General features: G+C 71.9%; 11 protein-coding genes and 1 pseudogene. 8 read left to right on the top strand and 4 right to left on the bottom strand.

Features of this window, described 5'->3' with window-relative positions; all coding sequences use genetic code 11:
- Positions 1-195: 195 nt before the first annotated feature.
- Positions 196-495: a DUF1905 domain-containing protein gene (locus ACWC9T_RS28560; protein WP_449823922.1), complete on the bottom strand. Its 300-nt coding sequence runs from the start codon at positions 493-495 to the stop codon at positions 196-198.
- 93 nt (positions 496-588) lie between these two features.
- Between ACWC9T_RS28560 and ACWC9T_RS28565 the strand changes: the two are divergent.
- A pseudogene (locus ACWC9T_RS28565) lies at positions 589-750 on the top strand (DUF2397 family protein); the annotation flags it as partial.
- 572 nt (positions 751-1,322) lie between these two features.
- Here ACWC9T_RS28565 and ACWC9T_RS28570 read toward each other — a convergent pair.
- From ACWC9T_RS28570 to ACWC9T_RS28580, 3 genes are all read right to left on the bottom strand, one after another.
- Positions 1,323-2,492 carry a globin domain-containing protein gene (locus tag ACWC9T_RS28570; protein WP_449823923.1) on the bottom strand — a complete coding sequence of 390 codons (1,170 nt, stop codon included), beginning with the start codon at positions 2,490-2,492 and terminating at the stop codon, positions 1,323-1,325.
- 431 nt (positions 2,493-2,923) lie between these two features.
- Positions 2,924-3,892, bottom strand: a complete 969-nt coding sequence (locus tag ACWC9T_RS28575) for a hypothetical protein (RefSeq protein WP_449823924.1) — start codon at positions 3,890-3,892, stop codon at positions 2,924-2,926.
- Between the two features lie 14 nt (positions 3,893-3,906).
- Positions 3,907-4,710: a papain-like cysteine protease family protein gene (locus tag ACWC9T_RS28580; RefSeq protein WP_449823925.1), complete on the bottom strand. Its 804-nt coding sequence runs from the start codon at positions 4,708-4,710 to the stop codon at positions 3,907-3,909.
- Between the two features lie 413 nt (positions 4,711-5,123).
- Between ACWC9T_RS28580 and ACWC9T_RS28585 the strand changes: the two genes are divergently transcribed.
- From ACWC9T_RS28585 to ACWC9T_RS28615, 7 genes are all read left to right on the top strand, one after another.
- On the top strand, positions 5,124-7,265 hold the full coding sequence (locus tag ACWC9T_RS28585; protein ID WP_449823926.1) for a SpoIIE family protein phosphatase: 2,142 nt from the start codon (positions 5,124-5,126) through the stop codon (positions 7,263-7,265).
- Positions 7,266-7,491: 226 nt separating this feature from the next.
- Entirely contained in the window at positions 7,492-10,113 is a 2,622-nt protein-coding gene (locus ACWC9T_RS28590) for a SpoIIE family protein phosphatase (RefSeq protein ID WP_449823927.1), read from the top strand.
- 108 nt (positions 10,114-10,221) lie between these two features.
- Positions 10,222-10,782, top strand: a complete 561-nt coding sequence (locus ACWC9T_RS28595) for an RNA polymerase sigma factor (protein ID WP_449823928.1) — start codon at positions 10,222-10,224, stop codon at positions 10,780-10,782.
- The gene (locus ACWC9T_RS28600) at positions 10,779-11,627 is read left to right on the top strand and encodes a zf-HC2 domain-containing protein (RefSeq protein WP_449823929.1); all 849 of its coding nucleotides are present in this window, start codon (positions 10,779-10,781) and stop codon (positions 11,625-11,627) included. Before ACWC9T_RS28595 ends, ACWC9T_RS28600 begins: the two co-directional genes overlap by 4 nt.
- Positions 11,628-11,659: 32 nt before the next feature.
- Entirely contained in the window at positions 11,660-12,469 is an 810-nt protein-coding gene (locus ACWC9T_RS28605; RefSeq protein WP_449823930.1) for an ABC transporter ATP-binding protein, read from the top strand.
- Positions 12,466-13,863, top strand: a complete 1,398-nt coding sequence (locus ACWC9T_RS28610) for a hypothetical protein (RefSeq protein WP_449823931.1) — start codon at positions 12,466-12,468, stop codon at positions 13,861-13,863. Before ACWC9T_RS28605 ends, ACWC9T_RS28610 begins: the two co-directional genes overlap by 4 nt.
- The gene (locus ACWC9T_RS28615) at positions 13,863-14,429 is read left to right on the top strand and encodes a hypothetical protein (protein WP_449823932.1); all 567 of its coding nucleotides are present in this window, start codon (positions 13,863-13,865) and stop codon (positions 14,427-14,429) included. Before ACWC9T_RS28610 ends, ACWC9T_RS28615 begins: the two co-directional genes overlap by 1 nt.
- Positions 14,430-14,521: the final 92 nt, after the last annotated feature.

Raw genomic sequence — 14,521 nt, forward strand, 5'->3', positions numbered from 1 at the left:
GGACCCTGTGGGAGAGTAGGACGCCGCCGAACAATTCTTCAGAAGAGCCCCCATCCGGATTCCGGATGGGGGCTCTTCGCATTTCAGCGCCATGTCTGGGCACGGCTCAGGGCCCGTGCCACCCACCGGTCCCGGCGGAACCGGGACCGGTGGCCCGTGCGGTTGGGACCGTCGGCCAGAGCCGACGCGTCAGTGTCAGAAGTCGAGGAGTTCGACGGCCACGGTCGCGATGTCACCCGCGACGAGGGCTTCGGCCTTGCGCACGGCCCGCTTGACGGGCAGGACGAAACAGCCGCGTGCGCTGTCCGGGAAGATCGAGGTCGTCCAGGTGCTGCCACCGACCGTGACCCGCACCCGCAGCGAGCCGAAGCCGCGACGCGCACCGCCGACCAGGTCTCGGATCTCCTCGGATGCCTCGACGGGCAGGCTGACGAAAGTCCAGCTGTCGGCGCGTCGGGCAGCCCAGATCCAGAGCTCGGCATCGAAAACGAACATCACGGGCCAAGCATTGCACGGGGACCGACAGCGCAGGTGCTGGATGGTGGCCACCCGGATGGATGATGAGGTTCGGCGTGGCGACGGCGCCGGCCGACGGACGGGGCACGTCCCCGTGTCGAGCAGCTGCACGGCGTGGCGCGGCGGGCGATCGTGACGCTCCTCCAGGTCCTCGACCGGATCACCGAGTCGGGACGTCGCTCCTCCAGCGCCGTCCAGGACTTCCGGGAGCTGGCCCGCTGGTTCGCCGCCGCGCAGGGCGGCTTCGTGCTGGAGGAACGGGGCGCGGTGGCAGCCTTCCAGGGCCGGCATCCTCAACGTCTGGCGCTACTACGACGAGACCTTCACGTTCCACGAGGGCCAGCTGCTCCTGCGGGGACAGAACGGCACCGGCAAGTCCGAGGCGCTGGAGGTGCTGCTGCCGTTCCTGCTCGACGCCAGCCTGCGGCCCAACCGGCTGTCCACCTTCGGCGGCTCCGAGCGCACGATGCACTGGAACCTGATGGGTGAGGGCTCGTCGGGCAAGACCCGGGTCGGATACGTGTGGCTGGAGTTCGTCCGCGACGACGGCGGCCCCACCTGGTTCACTTGCGGTGCCAGGCTCCAGGCCACCGTGCACACCACCGGTGTCACCGTCGACTACTTCACCACCGGCGCGCGGATCGACCGCCCCGGCGGCCTCGCCCCGGTCAACGAGGCGGGCCAGCCGCTCACCCGCGCAGCCCCTCGCCCTCCGACGCTTCGGCCTCGTCCACGTCGACTTCGCGACGCGACGCCGAAGGGCGTCGGGCCGTCCGAGACTTCGGCGCCCGGACGGTCGTCTGTGCTCAGGAGGCGAAGTCGAGGCGCACGAACGGGTCGTGGTGGATGCGATCGAGTGGAACCCCAGCGTGGTAGAGCGCCCGGGCGGCGCTGTAGATCATGGGTGCGGGGCCGCTGACGTAGGCGTCGTGGTCCAGCCAGGGTCCGGCTGACGTGAGGGCCACGGGCAGGCCGGGGTCGGCGCCGGGGGTGTCCGTGTCGTAGACGGTGGACCGTACGGTGAGCCAGCGGTGGTGTCGCGAGAGCCGGCGGATGTCATCGAGTCCGTGCGGTTCGTTCGTGCCGCGTGCCCCGACGAAGATGTCCATCCGTCGTTGGACGCCGTCCAGGAGGGCCTGCTCGACCAGCGCGCGGATCGGCGCGAGCCCGGTGCCGCCGGCGACGCACACGACGTCGCGGGTGGAGGCCGGATCGAGGACCATGTCACCGAGGGGACGGCCGAGCCGGAGCACGTCGCCGACCGCCGCGCGGTGCACCAGGGCGCTGCTGACCGGGCCGCCGGGAACGGCGCGGATGTGCAAGGTGATCGTCCCGTCCGGTCGGGGGGCGTTGGCGGGGGAGTAGTAGCGCCAGATCTTCGGCCACCACGGGGTTGCCACGCTGACGAACTGCCCGCCGGTGAACGGGTACGGCTGGTCGGTCCGGACGGTGACCTCCGCGAGGTCGGGGCCGTACCTGTGGTGGTCCACGATCCGGGCGTCCCAGACGGCCGGCCGTTCGGCGGCGTCGGCCTGGGCCGCCCCGTCCATGGCCTGTGCGACCGCGGTGTAGGCGCGTGTCCAGGCCGCGGCGATGTCCGCGGTCCAGGCGGGGCCGGCGAAGTGCTCCAGGGTGGCGAGCAGGCACTCTCCGACCGCCGCGTAGTGCCCGCTCAGAGTGCCGAACTTACGGTGGTCGCGGCCCAGTTCGGCGCAGAAGCGGACCAGGTACTCGGAATCGTCCACCAGGTCGACGATGAGCAGGAGGGCGCGCAGCAGTTTGTCGTGCTGGATCTCCATGCGGGGCGGGAACAACTCGCGGACCTGGGGGTAGCGCTGGAACAGGGTCGCGTAGAAGTGGGCCGGGAGGTCCGCGGCATACGGCTCGACGGCGGCACGGCTCGCCCGGAGCAGGGTGATGTCGTGTGCGGACAGCGGAGCGTCGGTGCCGGCCGAACGGGTGGCGCGAGGATTCACGCGGTAACTCTCCAATTCCAGTTCTTCGCGCCGAGAACTGTCTGCGGTGGGCCAAAAAGCGCCTCATTCTGCACATACCGCAAATCGGGTTTGCAAGCGGAATTGTGTGAATGATTTGTGAATGAGCTACTGGCGGGTAGTGGTCGCTGGTCGGGCCGGTTGGCGGGTGGGGGGAACGTGATCGAATTGCGAGCTCGCGAATATGCGCATGATCGACGGTGTGCGTGGCCGCCCTTTTTCTTGGCTGACGGAACGGCGGATCTCATTGTCGACCGAATGTCAGGCTGCGAGCCGGGCAACACCTCACCCCGGGCTGTGGTCGGCGAGTTGGGCGGGCTGCGGCAGGCTGGTCGTGGCCGGCCAGCGCGGGGCACCGGGCGTCCGGGGGCGTTGCCCGTCGCCCGGTGCCTCGTGCGTTCGTCGTTCGGATGTCAGTCCGTCGGTGCGCCGCGGCCGCGACGGCGCAGGCGGAGGCAGAGCCCGGCCGTGCCGCCGGCCAGCACGACGGCGCCGACCACCGGCAGCTGCCACGACATCGGGGACGGCTGACGGGCCGAGGCCGACGAGGTCGCCGGTGTCCACGTCTCGGATCGTGCTTCGGGCAGGACCTGGGGCGGTGTTCCGGCCGGTGACCCGGCCGCGGATCCCGTGCCGTCGAACAGTCCGAACCCTCCGGCGAGCCCGTTCCGGTCGTAACCGGATCCGGGGAGCTTGTCCGCGTACCGGCCGGTCACCAGCTTCTGGTAGGCGGCCAGCGGGAGGCTCTGCTTGCCACCGAGGCCCGTGGTGGCCTCGGTGTTGAGCGGCTCGACGTCGCCGCTCGCGGTGAGCCGGTACCAGGCGTGGATCTGCGGCTCGGTGAAGGTGCGGGCGTCGGCGGTGGTGCGTTCGGCGAGCTTGAGCTCGTTGTCACCGTCCCGGATGCCGGCCAGCCGCCAGCCGCCGCCCGTGTCCGGCGGAGCGAGCAGTACGGCGGCCTGGTGACCGTCGGCCGCGCTCACCCGCGAGGCGAGGTAGGACAGCCTGAGCGCGTTCTGCGGTGTCGGCTGGGCCTTGCCCGCTACGAAGTCCACCGACAGCTCGTACATCGGAACCGGGTCCTTGAGCTGGAACGACGGTGGCGCGGCGGCCGCGTTCGGGGTGTTCGGCCGTCCGCCCGCACTGCCGCCGTCGGCACCGGGACCGGTACCGGCGCCGGTACCGGTCCCGGGCACGGCCGCCGTCCTCGCGGCGCCGAGGAAGCGGGAGACGGTGTCGTGCGTCTGCCCGGAGCGCAGCACCTGCTGAGCGGCTCCGTAGTCGGGGACATCGCTCCCGCCGTCGGCCCGGGCTGTCGTGGTGGCTGCGCCGACGCTCACGAGTGCGGCGGCGGTGAGGGCAACCGCCTTCAGTGTCCTCATGGTTGGTTGTCTCCTCACGCGTGGATGCCGACCCGAGAGTGGGTCCACTGGAACGAGCCGTTGTTGACGTAGGTGTTGAAGTTCCACCAGGTGTACGTCTGCGTGCTGGGCCACGGATCGCCCACCGCGATCATGTTGCTGGTGCTGTCGTAGCCGTAGATGACGTTCATGTGCCCGCCGCCCGAGGTCCAGCCGATGCGCACCGCGAACGGCCGCCCGTTGGCTATCTCGTTGGTGACCTCGCTGAACGAGGCGTTGCGGTTCAGGTCGTGGCCACTGTTGCGGAAGCCCATGGCGGACAGGCCGTTGGCCATGTCGTCGAGCGTGGCGGGCCGGTCGTTGCAGTCCAGCCAGCGGCCCTGCTGGGCGAGACGGCAGAAGTCGTACTGGTTGTACTGGTTGTAGCCCCAGTAGGTGGCGACCGTCAGGCCGGAGGCGTCCCAGCACCACTGGTCCTGGACCTGCTTCTGCATGGTGATGTCGAGCGCCGTCCAGCCGGTGGGCCGGGTGGAGCTGCAGAGCGGCAGGTTCCCGGTGTCCTCACTGATGAAGGCGTCGGCGATGTAGTAGGCGCCGGACCAGATCCAGCGGTTGTCGTTCTCGACGGTGTCCCCCGTGGTCCGGCAGATCATCGGGATGCGGTCGCCCGGCGCGGCCTGGCCGGAGACCCGGGCCGAGAGCGAGGGGAGCACACGCTCGTTGACGGTGCTGAAGTTCCCCTGTCCCCCGATGAGGGTTCCCTTGACCAGGCCCGCCTGGGCCACGGCGCCGATGCCCAGCGCGGCCGCGGCGGCCAGCACGGCGGCGACTGCCGTCACGGCCGTCCGATGCGATTTCCTGCGGTGTTTGTTCATGCGTCAGATCTCACTCCCCGTTAGGTGAAACCGAATGCGGGGGAGTCTGGCAGAGTCACGTCAAAACCGGAACGGAGAAGTCCGGGCCGCTTGATGGCTACGCGCATAGGCGGTGGTTGTCGAGCGCCAATGAGCAGTACCTGAAGGCCACTTGTCGATCAGCAGGCCTAGTGGTCTAGTCCACTGTTATCGTATTGTTATCTACCGTTGATATATTTCAGGCTGTGAAATTTCACAGAGTGAGTGCAATGTTACTCACGATGACGGTTTGAGAAGGGAGGATTCGGGAGCCCGAAGAAGAGCTCATGCGGGCCTGACCGGGCCACTATGGGAGGGGACCTACGGGTTCACTGGTCGGCTCGAATGGGGTGCTCGTGATGGGCGTGCAGTGGCATCCGTCGCCGAAGCCCGGACGCGAGGCCGCCGAGGCGTCGGCCGGGCGAGGCCTTGAGGCGGTGGCGCAGCTCCTGCGGACGGCGTCGGACCGGCTCGACGCGCACATCGGGGGCGTCTACCTGCTCTCGGAGGACCAGCAGCTGCTCGAACTGGCCATGACGCTTGGGGCTGCCCGGCAGTTCACCAGGCTGTGGCAGCGCATCGGCGTGACCTCGCCGGTCCCGGTGGCCGAAGCGGTGCGCAGCGGCCAGGTCGTGTGGGTGGGCGGCGCGGAGGACATGGCGCGCCGGTTCCCGAGGGTCGCAGTCGCCATGCCGTACGGGTTCTGCCTCGCGGCGGCACCCCTCGTCACGCGGCGGCGGATCGTGTGCGGGGCTGTCTTCGTACTCTGGCCCGCCGCGCATCCCCCCGAGATGTCGCCGTGGGAACGCGAAGGGCTCGACGCGCTCGCCGTCCGCCTGGCCGAGGTGCTGGCGGAGGCGGCGCGGGCAGGCCGTCCGGTCCTCCCCGGCTCGCACCCGGCGGTGGCGGAGGAGCACTGTTCCGTCGATCCCCTCGCCACGATGGCGGCACGACTTCCGGAGGGGATCTGCGACATCGACCTGGACGGCCGGCTGGCCGCCGTCACACCGGCCGCGGCCGAGCTGCTGGGCGAGCCGGTCGAGCGACTGGTGGGCTCCCAGCCGTGGGCGGTCCTGCCGTGGCTACGGGATCCGGTGTACGAGTACCACTGCCGGGCCTCGGTGATCAGCGGGCAGTCCACCTCGTTCGTCGCCCTGCGGCCGCCGGACCGGTGGCTGTCGTTCGAGCTGTTCCCGGACGCCTCCGGACTCACCGTGCGGATCGGCGCCGCCGATGCCGTCCACCGCGGCCGGTCCACCGGAGCACCGGCCGAGCGGGCGCCGCACACCCGGCCCGGAGCGCTGTACCACCTGCTCCACCTCGCCAGCGCGCTGACCGAGGCCATCAGCGTGCAGGACGTGGTGAGCATGATCTCCGAGCAGATCGTGCCGGCTTTCGGCGGCCAGGCCGTGGCGGTGCTGATTCCCGAAGGCGGCCGGCTGCGCATCGCGGGCCATCGCGGCTATCGACCCGGCCTGGTCGACCAGTTCGACAGCACCCCGCTGACCGAGCCCACGCCCGGTGTCCAGGCGTCCACCAGCCCCGTGCCGGCGTTCTTCGAGACCCGTGCGGAGCTGGAGCGGCTCTACCCGAACCGCCACGAGACGCAGGACGGGATGGCTGCCTGGGCCTATCTGCCGCTGGTCACCTCGCGCAGGGTGATCGGGACCTGCGTGCTGGCGTTCGCCGAGCCGCACCACTTCGACGTGGAGGAACGCGCCGTCCTCACCTCCCTCGGCGGATTGATCGCCCAGGCCCTGGACCGTGCCCGGCTGTACGACACCAAGCTCGTCCTCGCCCACGGCCTCCAGGAAAGCCTGCTGCCCCGCGCGCTGCCCGCGGTCCCGGGCCTGGAGATCGGCGCCCGCTACCTGCCGTGCACCGCGGGCATGGACATCGGAGGCGACTTCTACGACCTCATCCGCGTCGGGCCCGACAACGTGGCGGTCGTGATCGGCGACGTCCAGGGCCACAACGTCAACGCCGCCGCGCTGATGGGCCAGATCCGCACCGCCGTCCGTGCCTTCGCCGCAGCCGACGCCGATCCGAGCACCGTACTCTCCCGCACCAACCGCCTGTTGGCCGACCTGGACACGGCCTTGCTGGCCAGCTGCGCCTACCTCCGCGTCGACCTTGCCCGCCGCGAGGCCTGGCTGGCCGACGCCGGCCACCCGGTGCCCCTGCGGTACGGCCCGGACGGCCGGGCGGACGCACCGGAGCCGCTCATCGGCACGTTGCTGAACGTCGATCCCGCCGCCGAATACCCGCAGATCCGCATCGACCTGCCGATCGGCACCACTCTGGTCCTGTACACCGACGGCCTCATCGACACGCCCGGCGCGGACCTCGACCGGGCGCTGGCCGACCTCACCGCCACGCTGGCCCGCCACGGCGGCGAACCACTCGACCGGCTGGCCGATGCGCTCGTCGACCGGGCCGGGCACGGGGAGCACCGCACCGACGACGTCGCGCTGCTGCTGATCCGGTCCGTCCCCCGGTGAGCCGGGACGGGCGGGGGACCGCTTCGGGCCGGCGGGCGTGGCGTGCGTGAGTGCTCGGGCGAGGCCCCTCGTTGCCGCGCCCCACTCGGGCTCGGGGCGGGACCATGGGGGTATGGCGAAAGACACGGGCTCCTCTCCGCGGCCCCCGGGCCGATCGCGTGGCCGCCGTGGACGGCGGCATGCCTCGATCCCTCGGCAGCCGTCCGTGCGGCAACTGCGATCGGTGATGAGCATCCACAGCGTCGCCGGTCAGATGTTCGTCCTGCAGGTGTTGGTCGTGCTGCTGCTCGTGGTGGCGGCGGTAGTCGCGCTGCTGATCCAGTCCCGCAGTGACCGGTTCGCGGCAGCGCGTGACCGTTCGCTCGCGGCGGCCGAGGCGTTCGCCCACGGCCCCGGCCTGGTGGCAACGATGCAGGGGCCCGACCCCAGCGCGGTGCTCCAGCCGTTGACCGAAGCGGCCCGCAAGGCCGCCCACGTCGACTTCATCGTGGTGACCGACCGGAACGGCATCCGCTACACCCACCCCGAGCCGGCGCAGATCGGAAAGAAGTTCGTCGGCACCATCGGGCCGTCGCTGGAGGGCCGGGTCACCGTCGAGCAGGTGCACGGCCCGCTCGGCCAGGAGTACCAGGTGGTGGTCCCGGTGGAGGACGCCCACGGTGCGGTCGTGGGCATCGTGTCGTCCGGGATGAAGGTCGCCAACGTGAGCAGCGCGATCAACCGTCAGCTACCGGTCGTCCTGGGCGCCGGCGCCGTCGCGCTGGGCCTGGCCACGACCGGAACGGCGCTGGTGGGCAGGCGTCTCCTGCGGCAGACCCACGGCTTGGGGCCGGAGGAGATGACCCGGATGTACGAGCACCACGACGCGGTGCTGCACGCGGTGCGCGAGGGCGTGGCCATCGTCGGCGGCGACGGCCGGGTCCTGCTCGCCAACGACGAGGCGCGCCGGTTGCTCGACCTGCCCGCCGACGCGGAGGGACGCCTCGTCGCCGACCTCGGCCTCGCCCCCCGTACGACCGAACTGCTGATCTCCGGCCGCGCCGTCACCGATGAGGTGATCCACGTCGGCAACCGCCTGTTGGCCGTCAACAACCGCCCCACCGACAGCGGGGGAGGCCCACCCGGCAGCGTCACCACCCTGCGCGACTCCACCGAGCTCCTCGCTCTCGCGGGGAAGGCCGAGGTCGCCCGCAGCCGGCTCAGGCTGCTGTACGACGCGAGCGTCACCATCGGAACCACCCTGGACGTCCGGCGCACCGCGGAGGAACTCGCCCGGACGGCCGCCCAGGAATTCTGCGACTACACCACCGTCGACCTCGCCGAGGAGGTCCTGCTCGGCGAGGAACCCCAGAACCTGACGGCCGGGGCCCCGGTGGTGCTGCGGCGGGTGGCGGTCACGGGCGTCCGGGACGATTCGCCGCTGTACCCCCAGGGGGAGCTGGTCACGTGGGCCGGGAGCACCCCGCAGGCGGCGGGCTTCGTCAGCGGGCGTTCCGCGCTGGTCCCCGAGGTGGCGAGCGACGCCGGATGGCGCAGGCAGGACACCGAGCGCACGCAGGCGGTGCTGGAGTTCGGCCTGGCATCGCTGATCGCCGTTCCGCTGTCGGCACGGGGTGTGCTGATGGGCGTCGCCTGCTTCTGGCGCAGCCGGGCAAGAGGTCCGTTCGAGGAGGACGACCTGTCCCTGGCCGAGGAGCTGGCCGCCCGGGCCGCCGTGTCCATCGACAACGCCCGCCGCTACACGCGCGAGCACACGATGGCCGTCACCCTGCAGCACAGCCTGTTGCCCCGCGCGTTGCCCGAGCAGAGCGCCCTCGACATCGCCTACCGTTACCTGCCCGCCCAGGCTGGGGTCGGCGGCGACTGGTTCGACGTCATCCCGCTGCCGGGCACCCGTGTGGCGCTCGTCGTCGGCGACGTGGTCGGCCACGGCCTGCACGCAGCCGCGACCATGGGCCGCCTGCGCACCGCGGTCCAGAACTTCTCCACCCTTGACCTGCCGCCGGACGAGCTCCTCGGGCACCTGGACGAATTGGTCGCCCACATCGACCAGGAGACGGCCGCGACCGAGGGGCAGCTCGCGATCACCGGTGCCACCTGCCTCTACGCCGTCTACGACCCCACCACCGCCGTCTGCGCCCTGGCCCGGGCGGGCCATCCGCCGCCCGCCCTCGTCCATCCGGACGGCACGGTGGAGGTACTCGGTCTCCCCGCGGGCCCGCCGCTCGGCCTGGGCGGGATGCCCTTCGAAGCCACGGAGGTGCGACTGCCGCCGGGCAGCAGCCTGGTCCTCTACACCGACGGCCTCATCGAGGAGCGCACCCGCGACATCGGCGTCGGCCTGGACGTCCTCACCGCCACCCTGGCCCACCCCGACCGATCGCCCGAGGAGGTCTGCGACGCCGTCCTCGACGCCCTGCTGCCCGTCCGCCAGACCGACGACATCGCCCTCCTCGTCGCCCGTGCCCGCGTGCTGGAGCCCGATCGGATCACCGAGTGGGAGGTGACCGCGACTCCCGCGGCCGTGGCCGAGGCCCGCGCCGAGGCCACCCGACAGCTCACCGAGTGGGGCCTGGACGAGGCCGGCTTCGTCACCGAGCTGGTGCTCAGCGAGCTGGTGACCAATGCCATCCGCTACGCGACCGGACCGATCAAGGTGCGGCTGCTGTACGACCGCACGCTGATCTGTGAGGTCTCCGACACCAGCAGCACCGCCCCACACCTGCGCTACGCGGCTGCCGAGGACGAGGGCGGCCGCGGCCTGTTCCTCGTCGCCCAGCTCGCCGAACGCTGGGGCGTCCGCTACACACCCGGGGGCAAGATCATCTGGGCCGAGCAGCGCCTGTAGCCGAGCGCCCGGGCCGAACCGGACCGGAGTCGGTGGCCGGGATTCCGACCTGTGACGCAGGTCACGGCGGATGCAGAACCTGCGCGCCGCAGCGGGCGTCTGGCTGGTGTGAGATCACGCAGGAGAGCACTGGACGAGCTGGACGAGGAACGCCTCCTTCGGCTGGTGGCCAGAGGTGACCGCGGGGCGTTCGAGGAGTTGTACCGGCGTACATCGCCATGGCTGGCGGTGCGGCTGCGCCGCCGCTGCGCCGACGAGCAGATCGTCGCCGAAGTCCTGCAGGAGACCTATCTGGCGGTGTGGCGCGCGGCCGGCGCGTTCGCCGGGAGCGCGGTCGGCGGGACGGCCGTCGGGTGGCTGTGGACGATCGCGGCGCGCCGCCTGGTCGACGCGTTCCGGCGCCGTGCCCACCACGCCGAACCGCCGGTTGCCGCCGCCGAGCGGGCGGTGGTGCCCGCGGCGGAGGAGGAGGTACTCGCCGGGACCGTCGGCGGCGACGTCGGCGACGCCCTGCGGCGACTGGCGCCGGAACTCCGAGAGGTGCTGCAGGCCACGGTGCTCGACGGACTCTCCGTCCGGGAGACCGCCGTCCTGCTCAGACTGCCCGAAGGCACGGTCAAGACCCGCGCCCGCCGGGCCAGGATCGCGATGCGGGAGGCGCTGGCATGAGCAGGCGAAACGAGCGGATCACCAAGGGGTGCGCGTCGAGGCGGTTGATCGACGCCTACGCACGTGGTGACGCGACGATGGCCACGGACACCGTATGGGCGTTGGAGTCCCATCTGGAGACGTGCGCGCCGTGCCGGAGCCACCTGGCGGCCTCCGTGGCCACCGAGGCGCCCGACGTCGCCGCGCTCCTCGACACCGTCCGGGCCGGTCTGGAACCGCAGCTGGACGCGGCCGTCAGGGCGTCCTCGCGGCGCCACCGGCCGAGGTGGGTCTCGGCCTGGCTGACGCCGGTCATGACCCCGTGGTTGGCCATGACCGTCGTCGTCACCCTGATGGCGTTGCTGCTGGACGCGGTCGCGCCGTCGACGTTCTTCGGCGAGGCCTCTCCCGTGTTGCCGATCGCGCCCGTGCTGCCGCTGTGCGGTGTCGCCGCATCGTGGTCGCGCGGCCTGGACCCGGCGCACGAACTGACGGCCTCGACCGCCCGGGCCGGCCTGCCCCTGCTCCTCAGACGCACCACGGCAGTCCTCGTGGTGGTCCTGCCCGGGCTCCTGCTGGGGGGATGGCTGACCGGGACCATGACGGCCGCGCAGTGGTTGCTGCCCTCCCTGGCCTTCACCTCCACCGCCCTGGCGCTGGGCAGCGTGGTCGGCGTGACCCGCGCCGCCGTCGGGCTGGTGGTCGTGTGGGGCGTCGCCGTCGTGGTACCCGCAGGGGCCACCGGCCGCGTCCCCCTCGCGCTGCAGCTCGTCCTGCAGCCAGACCGGCTGCCCGTGTGGGGGCTGCTCCTCGCGCTCGGCATCGGCGCCGTGATCGTCCGCAGAAAGGCGTACTCAACGCCGTGAAACCATCGTCGACCCTTGAGAGGAACCACCGCATGACGCCCACGACGAGCGCGGCCGACACCGCGCCGAAGACCTACGCCTGGGAGATCCGGGCCAGCGGCCTGAGAGTACGCGTCGGACGGAGGAAAATGGCCGTCGACGGGCTCGACCTCTCCCTGGGCACCGGCGCCCACGGCCTCCTGGGGCCCAACGGGGCGGGAAAGACCACCCTGATCCGGGCGCTGGCCACCGTGCTGCGCCCCGCCGAGGGCGAACTGGAGCTGCTCGGCACCTCCGTGGGCGGGACGGGCGACCACCGCGCCCTGCGTCGGCGGATCGGCTACCTGCCGCAGGACTTCGGCTACTACAAGCGCTTCACGGTGCGTGAGTTCGTCGAGTACATGGCCTGGTTGAAGGAGGTCCCGAAGGCGGACGTCCCCGCGGCCGTCCAGCGGGCCGTGGAACGGGTCGGCCTGGCGGACCGCGCCGACCACCGGATGAAGACCCTGTCCGGCGGCATGGTGCGGCGGGCCGGCATCGCCCAGGCCATCGTCAACGACCCCGCGGTGCTGCTGCTGGACGAGCCGACGGCCGGCCTGGACCCGGCGCAGCGACTGCGTTTCCGCGAACTGCTGCAGGAACTGGGCCGCGACACCTGTGTGGTCGTCTCCACCCACCTGGTCGAGGACGTCGCGGCCGCCTGCTCCGACGTGGTGCTCTTCGCCGACGGCCGCCTCGTCTTCCAGGGCACGCCGGACGACCTGGCTGCGGCGGGCAGCACCGAGTTCCCGGGAGACAGCCCCCTGGAGCGCGGCTACTCGGCGCTGCTCCGCACCTCCGGGCAGCAGGGGGGCACCTGGTGAACAGGAGTGTCCTGCGCACCGAACTGAAGCGCTCCGTCGCCCCGTGGCCCGGCGTCGTCGTCCTGGGCGGCAGCCTGGCGGTCTTCTGCCTGATCGACGGGATCTGGTGGAGGGGCAACGCGGGGTGGACGGCCCAGTGGACCTCCATGGCCATGTGGACCCGGTACCTGCTGGCCTTCTGGTGGCCGTTCGTGGTGGGCACGGGAGCGGTGTACGGGCTGCGCGAATCCCGCTCGCGGATGGCCGAACTGCTGACGACCACGCCGCTGCCAGCCTGGCGCCGTGCGGCGGTGCCCGCCGGTGCGATGGCGCTCGTGCTGGCGGCGGGCTTCGGTCTCCTCGTCCTCGTGGGCGGAGTCCAGGTGGCCCTCGGTGCCACCACCTACACGTCCCTCGGGTGGCTGCCGATCTCGCTCGTGGCGGCGCTGGCCCTGGCCGCGGGGGCCGTGTTCGGCATGGGCGTCGCGCGGGCCCTGCCCTCCGTGTTCACCCCGCCGGCCCTGGTGGTGCTCGTCCTCCTGCTGACGGGCCTCCTCCTGAACAAGAGCAGTGACGGGGCACTGCCGTCGAGCATCGCGCCGAACCGGCTCGCCCAGCTGTCCCCGGCGATCGCGGAGCCGCGGGAGATGCTGCTGACCCTGTCCGGCTCCGTGCACCTCGGCCAGACGCTCTGGCTGCTCGGCCTGCTCGGCACCGGCTTCGCCCTGCTGTCGGCCGTGACCCGCCGGGCCCGGCTGCTCGCGGTGGTCCCCGTCCTGGTCGGCGCGGCCCTGGCTCTGCTGGTGTTCCCGGCCGCTCCGCGCGACACCTACGTCGTCGACAAGGCCGCCGCCGCTCTGGTCTGCGACGGACCGGTGTGTGTGACGCAGGCGAACCGCTCACGCCTGCCCGAGCTCGCGCTGCGCAGCAAGGAGGCGCTGAGCGTGCTGCACGACGTCCTGGGCGACACGGCGCCGAACTCGGTGCGGGAGGACACCAGGCTGCGCGCGCTCGGCGACGAACGCGAACTGTCCGGCGACGTGGTGCTGGTCGACTTCGACGAACGGCAGCTCGCCGATGCGGCGGGTGAGGAACTGACCCGCGCGCTGATCGCCCAGGGCCTGGCACCGACCTGCCACGCGTACAACGACCGCGAGGGCGGAGGACACGTCGACGTCGCCGTCCAGAGCATCGCCGTGAGCTGGGCCCTCCGTGACCCCCGGCTCCGGCCGCTGGAGGAGAAGGGCACCGACGCGTACTCGCTCAAGACCTGGGCGGACGCCGACGTCGCCTGGCAGAAGCTGATGGCGCTGTCACCGGCCGAGCAGCACTCGCGGATCGCCGAGGTGCGCGCCGCCGCCCTCTCCTGCACGGGGTACAGCCAGCTTCCGGTGCTGGTGGGGGAGGCGTCGTGATGAGGTGGCTGACCTTGTACGCACGTTCACGGCAGGTGCCCGTCTCGGCCACCGCGGTCGCGCTCGTCGCGCTGGCGCTGTGGGCCCTCGACGGCCCGGGCCCGGTGGACCTGGGGATGGTGGTCCTGGTCCTCACCGCGAACGTGGCGGCCGCTTCCGTCGGGCTCGGTGGGTGGGATGTCGTGCTGGAGCGGACGGCCGCGATCCGGTGGGCACCGCGCCGGGCGGCGCACGTGCTGCTGATCGGCGCGTTTGCCGGTGCGGCGCTGCTGACGGTCCGGGCGGCGGGAGTGGGGCTCACCCCCACCGGGGTCGTCGTCCGGGACAGCGCGGGCCTGGTCGGCCTGGCGGCGCTCGGGGCGGCGCTGTGCGGGGCGCAGTTCGCATGGACCCTGCCGGCCGGCTGGCTCGCGATCACCCTCCTCGTCCCGACTCCGCGCGGCACCGCGGGACAGGTGGTCAAATGGATGTTCTCTCCCCCCGGCACGGCGGCGTCCACCGGGACGGCGTGGGCCCTGCTGGTGACCGGGACCGTGCTGTACGCCCTGGCGGGACCGAGACGGTAACGGGCCGCCCCCGGCCCCGGTCCCGGCTGCGCGGTGCGGTGGTCGACTCACGAGCATCGTGATCGGTCAACGCGTAGGCACCCTTTCTGGGA

It is taken from the genome of Kitasatospora sp. NPDC001159, from assembly GCF_053598235.1.

Coding starts and splice junctions, on each gene's coding strand:
- ACWC9T_RS28585 (WP_449823926.1), top strand. CDS start 5,124: ATGGGCGTGCAGTGGCATCCGTCGCCGAAGCCCGGACGCGAGGCCGCC.
- ACWC9T_RS28615 (WP_449823932.1), top strand. CDS start 13,863: ATGAGGTGGCTGACCTTGTACGCACGTTCACGGCAGGTGCCCGTCTCG.
- ACWC9T_RS28590 (WP_449823927.1), top strand. CDS start 7,492: ATGAGCATCCACAGCGTCGCCGGTCAGATGTTCGTCCTGCAGGTGTTG.
- ACWC9T_RS28605 (WP_449823930.1), top strand. CDS start 11,660: ATGACGCCCACGACGAGCGCGGCCGACACCGCGCCGAAGACCTACGCC.
- ACWC9T_RS28560 (WP_449823922.1), bottom strand. CDS start 495: ATGTTCGTTTTCGATGCCGAGCTCTGGATCTGGGCTGCCCGACGCGCC.
- ACWC9T_RS28575 (WP_449823924.1), bottom strand. CDS start 3,892: ATGAGGACACTGAAGGCGGTTGCCCTCACCGCCGCCGCACTCGTGAGC.
- ACWC9T_RS28600 (WP_449823929.1), top strand. CDS start 10,779: ATGAGCAGGCGAAACGAGCGGATCACCAAGGGGTGCGCGTCGAGGCGG.